Origin of the sequence: Enterovibrio norvegicus (assembly GCF_002876705.1) — a bacterium.
Taxonomy (GTDB): Bacteria; Pseudomonadota; Gammaproteobacteria; order Enterobacterales; family Vibrionaceae; genus Enterovibrio; species Enterovibrio norvegicus_B.
The window spans coordinates 74,351-82,788 of sequence record NZ_MDAG01000005.1 but is presented as its reverse complement, the minus strand read 5'-3'; the positions used below and the strand labels follow the sequence as shown (position 1 = coordinate 82,788).

Below are 8,438 nucleotides of genomic sequence, written 5' to 3'. Positions count from 1 at the left end.
CACTCTCGCACTCTCGCACTCTCACGTCTTGATTTCATCTAATGAATAACGAAATTGTACGGCGTTTGTTCAGGTTTACTCTATATACTGCATATCAGAGGGATTAGGAGATTAATATGAAATATCTACTGGTAAGTCTATTGCTGATCATTGGGTTAACGGGGTGTGCGAGTCAGCGTATTGCGGAGCTTTCAACTGCGGAAGATTGGGTTGGATTGGCCAACTATGATGTTGAAGCTGGGAGAAAAGCGCGCTCAGAACAAGATTTAACATCGCTAGGTGCTTTTGATAAAGAGCAACAGAGTGAGTATCAGACTGCGTATGAAGAGCATGTTAAAGAATACTGTAAACCCGACAATGGTTATCATGCAGGTATATCGGGTAAGCCAAGAAACAGTGTTTGTATTGATGATGCCCCTCAAGGTTGGCTGTACGAAGACAATTGGGAAACAGGCTTAGAAGCCGGAAAGATTTTCTAGTTATTGTTTGAAAAATACAAAAAAGACCAGCTTAGGCTGGTCTTTTTATTCTTGCTATCTGTTCACGAGAACTTAGTTATTCGCGTGAAGCTCTGCGTTAAGCTCAACGGCAGACTTGTTAGTCAGACACTCAATCTTACCGGTCACTGAGTTGCGACGGAACAGAAGGTCTGGTTTGCCTGCAAGGTCACGTGCTTTTACGGTTTCAACTTCAGCGCCGCTTGAATCTAGCATGGTCACTTTGGTACCAGCGGTAACATATAGACCAGATTCGATGGTACAACGATCACCCAGAGGGAAACCAAGGCCTGCGTTTGCACCCAATAGGCTGTTTTCACCAATAGAGATAACAAGCTGACCACCGCCACTCAGTGTGCCCATGATAGATGCACCGCCGCCGATGTCGCTGCCGTTACCGACCATAACACCTGCAGAAATACGACCTTCAACCATGCTCACACCTTCAGTACCTGCATTGAAGTTAATGAAACCTTCGTGCATAACCGTTGTGCCTTCGCCCACATGCGCGCCTAAGCGAACGCGTGATGTATCAGCGATACGCACACCAGCAGGTACAACGTAGTCAACCATTTTAGGGAATTTGTCTACGCAATCTACGGTGAGGGTTTCACCAGCTAAACGTGCTTCGATTTGACGGTCAGCAAGCTCAGGGAGATCGATAGGGCCTTTGTTGGTCCATGCGATGTTGTGCAGTAAACCAAAAATGCCATCGAGTACAATGCTGTGTGGCTTAGCAAGACGCTGAGAAATCAGCTGAAGCTTCAAGAAACCTTCTGATACGCTGCTTGGTTTTTCGTCTGATGCCAAGATAACTAACACTAGAGGTTGGCTTGAAGCGGCTGCTTTTGCTGCGAAAGAGGCTGCAGCTTGTTCGTCAGCGGCTGAGAATGCAGAAGCAATGGCTTCGCATTGATTAGCTTGAACGTCGAAAGCTTCATTGCCTTCTTGGTAAGAAACGATATCAGCCAGCGCGGCAACTAAAGATTCTGATGGATTTAGTACTGGAGTCGGAAAGAATGCTTCAATGATTTTTCCGTCTTTGTTTTTAGTGGCGGTGCCAAACGCAAGTGCAAAACTGGCCATGATGAGGAGGTCTCCTTGTCTCTTTTCCCAAGTCTACGGTTTGTAGATGTGGCGTATAAAGTGATTGCTAACGAGTATCTTAAAGTGAAGGGCGACAAGATTGAAGTGCGAAGGAAAAGAATCGGCCAGATAAACGGCGGAAAGAGAAAATTAAGGGGGCTTTATCCGATTAGACGTTATTGTTTGGAAGAAAAAACGCTCCGAATTCGGAGCGTTTTAGTATCTTATGCAGCTTCAGCGTCGTCTTGATTTGCTTCTGCCTTTTTCTTCGCTGGCTTTGGCGTAGGCTTGCGTTTAGCACCCAACGCACAAAGTACATCTTCACGGTTTTGCGCTAAGAACATGGAAAGCTCTTCACGTTGTGCTTCATCGGCAACAACATCGCTTTTACCTAGCAATTCAAACAGTTCATCTGCCATGTCGAGCATTTTGTCGTAGGCATCAGCTTCCGCTTTAGAGGTAAAAGTCATTTTCTCTTCTCCGTTGCGCTCCACCACATATTTGACGATAACGGCCATGGTTAGTCTCTCTTTAATTTGTTCACTGTCTGTTTATACAGTAGAGTGTTAATTAGTGTCTAGTTTAACCTCGATTAGTGTGATGACATTAGAAAAGTTCTCAGATATCTATTACAGAGCAGCAAACCGTAAAGGGTCGAACAGCGATCTTGAGCAATTGTTGGCTCACCCTCTTTCCTCTCAGGAGTTGCAATCGATCCCTGATGATCGTTGGTTGGCGATGTTTACCATGAAGATCTTTCAGTCTGGTATGAACTGGCAGGTAGTCAGAAATAAATGGCCGGGCTTTGAAGAAGTATTCTGGGGGTTTGATATCGAAAAAATGTGCTTAACACCTCCAGAAATGTGGGAAAAGAAGGCCACAAACCCTGCGATCATTCGACACCTTGGCAAGGTGATGACCATTCCCACAAATGCACAAATGATTCAGCGCGCAGCGCGAGAGCATGGCAGCTTTTCTAATTTTATTGCGAAGTGGCCAGAAGATGACATTACGGGTCTTTGGGCATACTTAAAGAAACACGGTGCGAGGTTGGGGGGAAATACGGGACCTTATACGTTGCGCTTGATGGGGAAGGATACCTTTATTCTTTCTGGTGATGTGGAAGGTTATTTGCGTGCGCAAAAAGTCATTGAAGGCGGTCGTGATACACGAAAATCTATCAATGCAACACAAGCGGCGTTTAACCAGTGGCAACAAGAAAGTGGAAGGCCGCTTTGCCAAATTAGCCAGATCATTGCGTTTGGCGTTGGTGATAATCGTGTCTAACGTCAGTCTGATACCTGCCAGCACTGACTAAAAGAGATGAAGCGAGTAAGCAGCGGCGAGAAGTGTTTGTCTTTATGGTGAACGAGCCAGTACTGTCGTCGCAAGTCTAATGGCAATTCCAGCAAGCTCAGTCGGTTATCAGCAACGGCGTGTCGTGCAGCGTGCCTTGATAGGTACGCGAGACCTAACCCTGCAGATGCACAGTTAATAATGGCTTCTGTGTTTCTTAGCTCAAATGCCATAGTCCATGCTTCAAGCCTGGGGGCAACTCTAGAAAGAAAGTGTTCTCTCGTCCCCGAACCTGGCTCGCGTAGTACCCAAGTGTGATTTTCTAGCGCAAATAGTGACACCTGCTCATGCTTGGTGAGGTGGTCGTCGACGGCACATGCAATACACATTTCATCGGACAACCAGGGTGTCATGACCAAATCGGTTTTATTGAGCAGATGTTTGCTTTCACCTTGGCCTTCAATTAATCCTACATCTAGCTCGAACGCTGCCAGTTGGTCGATGATGGCTTGGCTGTTTGAAATCACTAACTCCTGATCGGTGTGATGTGTTTCCGCCCTGAAATCTCGCAATAGAAAAGGCACCATTTGATTGCCAATGGTATCACTCGCCCCAATGCGTAAATGTCCCGTCAACGTATCATCGTGATCAAGAACCGTTGAAATCTCATGACTGCGCGTCAATAACTCATCCGCTAGAGGCAGCAAGCGACGGCCATGTTCATTGATCATTAATCGATTGTTTACACGTTCAAAAAGCTTGTGACCAAGGTGTTTTTCGAGTTCCGTCAGCGCCATGCTCACCGCAGGCTTTGATAGGTATAAAAGCGCAGATGCTGCCGTGATGGTTTTTTCTTGAGCAACGGTAACAAACACGTGTAGCTGACGAAGTGATACAGACATGCGTTAAGTCAAACTTAAAGTAGGTTTAAAAAGATTCAGATATCCTAAATTATAGTGTCGACCTATCATATTTATGTGTACCACTTCTCAATACGTGAAAATATGATGCGTAGACGACTGACTTTACTTCCTACCCCTATGGCGGGTTTGGCGCTTGCCATCGCAAGCCTTGGCTGGTGTTGGGAAAATGCCGCTAACTTTAATGGGTCTGCACAAGCTGCAGGGGCTCTCATTGGCGGTGTCATGCTGTTATTGATTGCGGCCAAATTTACCTTATCGCCTAAAGGGCTTTGGCAAGATCTACAACACCCCGTCGTGGGTAGCGTAGTGCCAACCTTTGCTATGGGGTTGATGATTGTTTCAAACTCGCTGGGTGATGTTTCGCCAGTGATGGGGGACGCGTTGTGGCTGGCAGCTGTGGCAGCGCATGTCGTCTTCCTTGGTTCCTTTATCTTTCATCGCGCAAAATCATTTTCTTTAGATCACATGGTCCCTAGCTGGTTTGTGCCGCCTGTTGGTCTTGTGGTTGCAGACGTGGCTTTTTCCGGAAACCCAGCACTACGACCGATTGCTGACGCGATTTTATTGTTCGGTTTGATTGCTTATGCCGTGCTACTTCCTTTGATGGTTTATCGCCTTATTTTCTGTGGTGAGGTTCCTGATGGTGCAAAACCTACCATTGCGATCATGGCAGCGCCTGCGAGTCTCTCGCTAGCGGGTTACCTAACAGTGAGCCAAGCACCATCACCGTTAATCGTTTCAGTGTTGCTGGGTATTGCACTCTTGATGACCGCGGTGATTTACGTGTCTTTTCTAAGGTTGATGCGTTTGCCATTTTCTCCCGGTTACGCCGCCTTCACCTTCCCGATGGTTATCGGTGCGACCGCGTTATATAAAACCGCAGCGTGGATGCAATCCATTGGGGTAGCGTCAGAGTACGTGAATCAAGTCTCTGTGATAGCGTTTATTGAGTTGATCGTGGCGACTGTTGTTGTTGGGTATGTTGCGATGCACTATCGCCGTTTTATTTCTCTTCAATGGAAAGCACCATTGTCGAACGCTTAACTGATCGAGCAATAACAATTGTTTGTAAAAAGCCTGCACTGCGCAGGCTTTTTTGTTTCTGTTATCACGTCAATGACACTTGCTTGAACGCATCAAATTGCACTCTTAAGACCATTCCGCCACAATCTCACCATTATCGCCTTTGAGAGTTGCCCTGTGTTTACTGTTTATCACTCAAATCAGTTGGATCTGCTGAAAAGCCTATTGGTTGCTTTAGTGCAGCAAAAGCCCCTAGAGAATCCATTACAGAAAGAACTGATCTTGGTTCAAAGCCCTGGTATGGCGCAGTGGCTAAAGCTTGAAATGGCGAAGGAACAAGGCATTGTTGCTAACGTTGAATTCCCACTTCCCGCTACCTTTATTTGGCAGATGTTTACGCAAGTATTGGCGGATGTACCACAGCGAAGTTTCTTCAACAAAGAAGCCATGACGTGGAAATTAATGAAGGTGTTGCCTGAGCAGCTGAATGATCCTGATTTTGCTGAATTGAAACGCTACCTTGAAGGTGATGACGACAAACAAAAGAGTTATCAGCTAGCGGGGAAAATCGCGGATATCTATGACCAATACTTGGTGTATCGCCCTGAGTGGATCAAAGCGTGGGAAAACGAACAAGCGGTGCCTGAGCTTGAGGAAGAAAAGCGCTGGCAACCGAAATTGTGGCGCGCACTTTATGACTACACCTTGGAACAGGGACAATCGCCTTTTCACCGCGCCAATCTGTATGAAGAATTTATTGATGCATTGACCGCTCAAGCGAGTAAACCTGAAGGGTTCTCCGGGATCGAGCGAGTGTTTGTGTTTGGCATTTCTGCCTTGCCGCCGCGCTATCTTGATGCGTTGAAAGCCATTGGTGAGCATGTTGATGTGCATTACATGTTTACCAACCCATGCCGTTATTACTGGGGGGACATTCGCGATAAGCGCTATTTGGCAAGACGCGCAGCAATGCTTGAAAACCGCATCAGTCGCGCGACAAATGATGACGCTGAACCTGCGCAGTTTGCTTTACCGCTTGCGGGTGAAGATGACAGTGCAGAGGTGGGCAACAGTTTGCTGGCCTCTATGGGCAAGTTAGGGCGTGACAACTTGCTGCTGATTTCAGATCTTCAATGCCAAGAAGTGGATCAGGGGTTTGTTGATGTTGCTCGCGACTCACTTCTTCATCATATCCAAGCAGATATCCTCGATCTGCTGGAACCAGGCGACATACAAGAAACGGTGACCAGTGAGAGTAAGCACGAGATTTCTCCGGAAGATCGCTCTGTCATGATTGAGGTTTGCCACAGCCCTATGCGTGAGGTGGAAGTACTGCATGACCGATTGCTCGAAATGTTGGAGAACAACCCATCACTGACACCGCGAGATATTATCGTCATGGTGGCAGACATCAATGCATACAGCCCTGCGATTCAAGCCGTCTTCGGTAACGCACCCGGCGAGCGTTATATTCCTTTTTCGATTTCGGACAGAACGGCGGATCAAGAAAGCCCAATCCTGACGACCTTCTTGCGTCTCTTGAGCTTACCTGACAGCCGATGCTGTGCAGCAGAGCTATTAGAATTGCTCGAAGTTCCCGCCGTATTGCGTCGATTTGGCTTCGATAACCGCCAATTCGAAAAAGTGAAATTTTGGGTTGAGGAAGCGGGGATTCGATGGGGGTTGGATGACAACACCGCGGCGCAATTTTCCCTGCCTGACCAACACCAAAATACCTGGTTGTTTGGCTTAAACCGCATGCTTTTAGGCTATGCAATGCCCAGCCAAAGTGGCTTGTTCAATGACGTTTTGGCCTACGATGAGGTTCAAGGTCTCGAAGCGGATGTGGCAGGTAAACTGGGTGAGTTTTTTCAAATGCTGCTCAATGCCCAAGCGTTAATGAGCAAAGACAAAACAGGGATCGAGTGGGCCAGTGCGCTAACTGCGTTGTTTGATGATATTTTCGCGCTTGATGTCGACGAAGAGCTTGCAGGCAAACTCATTCGAGACCAGCTTGATAATTGGCTGACTCAACTGACAGATGCAGGGTTTGCCGACACACTGTCTCTCGCCATTGTTCGTGATTATTTGAAAGAAAAGTTAGGTGGTGAGCGCATTAGTCAGCGCTTCCTTGCTGGGCAAGTTAACTTCTGTACCTTGATGCCAATGCGCTCTATTCCTTTTGGCGTGGTGTGCTTACTCGGCATGAACGACGGGGATTACCCAAGAACAATAGCGCCCGTTGGGTTTGATCTGATGGCGGGGCGTGCTCGCGCGGGTGACCGTTCACGACGCGATGATGACCGCTACCTATTCCTAGAAGCGCTTCAGTCCGCACAGCAGCAACTGTACATCAGTTATGTCGGTCGCTCGGTGCAAGATAATTCCCTCAAAGTCCCCTCAGTGTTGGTTACGGAATTACTGGATTACTGCCGACAAGGGTATTGTGTTGAAGGCGGTCAGGGCTTGCCAGAGGTCTTGTCTGGCGAGCAGTTGCTGTCGCACCTGATTCATCACAATCCTTTGGTGCCATTCAGTAAAGGATCGTTTAATTCATCCCGTGCAAGTTATGCGAGTGAATGGTTACCTGCTGCAAAAGGGGATGGTCAGCAAGCTTCACCATTCTTTGATGCCCAAACCGCTGTCGATGGCCTGCAAGAAAGGGAAGGGGAACTGAATACTTCCGTGATTGAATTGGCTGAGTTGCAACGTTTTTGGCGTTTACCGATACAGTATTTCTTCAATCGTCGATTGAAAGTGTTCTTTGAAGCGCCAGAAGGGGCGATGGAAGAGGTTGAGCCGTTCGCGCTTGATAACCTGAACCGCTACCAACTGCGAGATGCTTTGTTGTCACATGTGATTGAACATGGGCGGGATGAAGATTCGTTAGCGCGCTTCTATCAATACCAAAAAGCATCTGGCACGTTACCACTGAGTCACTTTGGTGAGCTCGCGTTAGAAAGCGAGCAAGCGGCAACATTGGCGCAATTTGACACATTGAAGCCTTTCCTTGCTGATCGCCGACAAGCTCTTGAGGTGAATGTCAGTATTCCGACCTCGCGCGGTACCGTTCAGCTTCAAGGTTGGTTGGATGAGCGATATCGAGCAGGGCGTATTTTGTATCGAAGTGGCAAGGTCAGAGCAACGGACAGGTTAGCCACGTGGATTGATCACTTGTGCCAATGTGCTTCGGGTGAGCAAGTCGATACGCGCTTTTTCGGTGTTGATGACGATGTTGTCTTTGCGCCTATGTCGGCTGAAGAGGCGATCAATCATTTGACGTTTTACATCGAACGTTACTTTGAAGGTGCAGATCGGCCTTACCCGTACTTACCGAAAACCGCGATGGCCGGTTTGCAGGCCTGCATCGATAAGAAGGGACAATGGGTTGATGACGAGGCGGTACGAGAAAAGGCAAAGCAGAAAATGCGCAGTGCTTTTCAAAGTGGGTATCTGACCATTGGTGAAGGTGAAAATACCTACATCGCCCGTGTGTGGCCTGAAGCCTCTGATGCATTGCTCGATGATGTCTTTGCGCTGGGAATGCAGGTTCTGTTGCCGGTGTTAATGGCAGAGAAAAAAGACGAAGAATAATCTGCGAGAATAGCATTCA

At 47.5% G+C, this 8,438-nt stretch carries 7 protein-coding genes; 4 read left to right on the top strand and 3 right to left on the bottom strand.

Annotated elements, in window-relative coordinates; genetic code table 11:
* Positions 1 to 116: 116 nt before the first annotated feature.
* Positions 117 to 479, top strand: a complete 363-nt coding sequence (locus tag BCT27_RS02860; RefSeq protein ID WP_102390289.1) for a DUF2799 domain-containing protein — start codon at positions 117 to 119, stop codon at positions 477 to 479.
* Between the two features lie 72 nt (positions 480 to 551).
* Here the strand turns inward: BCT27_RS02860 and dapD are convergent, their stop codons facing one another.
* Both dapD and BCT27_RS02850 read right to left on the bottom strand, forming a co-directional pair.
* Entirely contained in the window at positions 552 to 1,583 is a 1,032-nt protein-coding gene (dapD, locus tag BCT27_RS02855) for a 2,3,4,5-tetrahydropyridine-2,6-dicarboxylate N-succinyltransferase (RefSeq protein ID WP_102317386.1), read from the bottom strand.
* A gap of 224 nt (positions 1,584 to 1,807) precedes the next feature.
* Positions 1,808 to 2,101 carry a YebG family protein gene (locus tag BCT27_RS02850; protein WP_017012250.1) on the bottom strand — a complete coding sequence of 98 codons (294 nt, stop codon included), beginning with the start codon at positions 2,099 to 2,101 and terminating at the stop codon, positions 1,808 to 1,810.
* Positions 2,102 to 2,183: 82 nt separating this feature from the next.
* Here BCT27_RS02850 and BCT27_RS02845 point away from each other — a divergent pair, with 82 nt between their 5' ends.
* Positions 2,184 to 2,870: a DNA-3-methyladenine glycosylase I gene (locus BCT27_RS02845; protein ID WP_102394980.1), complete on the top strand. Its 687-nt coding sequence runs from the start codon at positions 2,184 to 2,186 to the stop codon at positions 2,868 to 2,870.
* A gap of 2 nt (positions 2,871 to 2,872) precedes the next feature.
* Here the strand turns inward: BCT27_RS02845 and BCT27_RS02840 are convergent, their stop codons facing one another.
* The gene (locus tag BCT27_RS02840) at positions 2,873 to 3,781 is read right to left on the bottom strand and encodes a LysR substrate-binding domain-containing protein (RefSeq protein ID WP_102394979.1); all 909 of its coding nucleotides are present in this window, start codon (positions 3,779 to 3,781) and stop codon (positions 2,873 to 2,875) included.
* A gap of 105 nt (positions 3,782 to 3,886) precedes the next feature.
* On the opposite strand from BCT27_RS02840, the gene BCT27_RS02835 reads away from it, so the two are divergent.
* A complete protein-coding gene (locus BCT27_RS02835; protein WP_459072571.1) occupies positions 3,887 to 4,846 on the top strand; it encodes a TDT family transporter in 960 nt (319 codons plus the stop codon).
* A 156-nt stretch (positions 4,847 to 5,002) separates the two neighbouring features.
* Positions 5,003 to 8,419, top strand: coding sequence for an exodeoxyribonuclease V subunit gamma (gene recC / locus BCT27_RS02830; RefSeq protein WP_102394978.1), 3,417 nt, complete (start codon positions 5,003 to 5,005; stop codon positions 8,417 to 8,419).
* The last annotated feature ends 19 nt before the right edge of the window (positions 8,420 to 8,438 follow it).

Bases quoted from the DNA above. Each gene is read 5' to 3' on its own strand.
- BCT27_RS02860 (WP_102390289.1), top strand. From the start codon at position 117: ATGAAATATCTACTGGTAAGTCTATTGCTGATCATTGGGTTAACGGGG.
- dapD (WP_102317386.1), bottom strand. From the start codon at position 1,583: ATGGCCAGTTTTGCACTTGCGTTTGGCACCGCCACTAAAAACAAAGAC.
- BCT27_RS02850 (WP_017012250.1), bottom strand. From the start codon at position 2,101: ATGGCCGTTATCGTCAAATATGTGGTGGAGCGCAACGGAGAAGAGAAA.
- BCT27_RS02845 (WP_102394980.1), top strand. From the start codon at position 2,184: ATGACATTAGAAAAGTTCTCAGATATCTATTACAGAGCAGCAAACCGT.
- BCT27_RS02840 (WP_102394979.1), bottom strand. From the start codon at position 3,781: ATGTCTGTATCACTTCGTCAGCTACACGTGTTTGTTACCGTTGCTCAA.
- BCT27_RS02835 (WP_459072571.1), top strand. From the start codon at position 3,887: ATGCGTAGACGACTGACTTTACTTCCTACCCCTATGGCGGGTTTGGCG.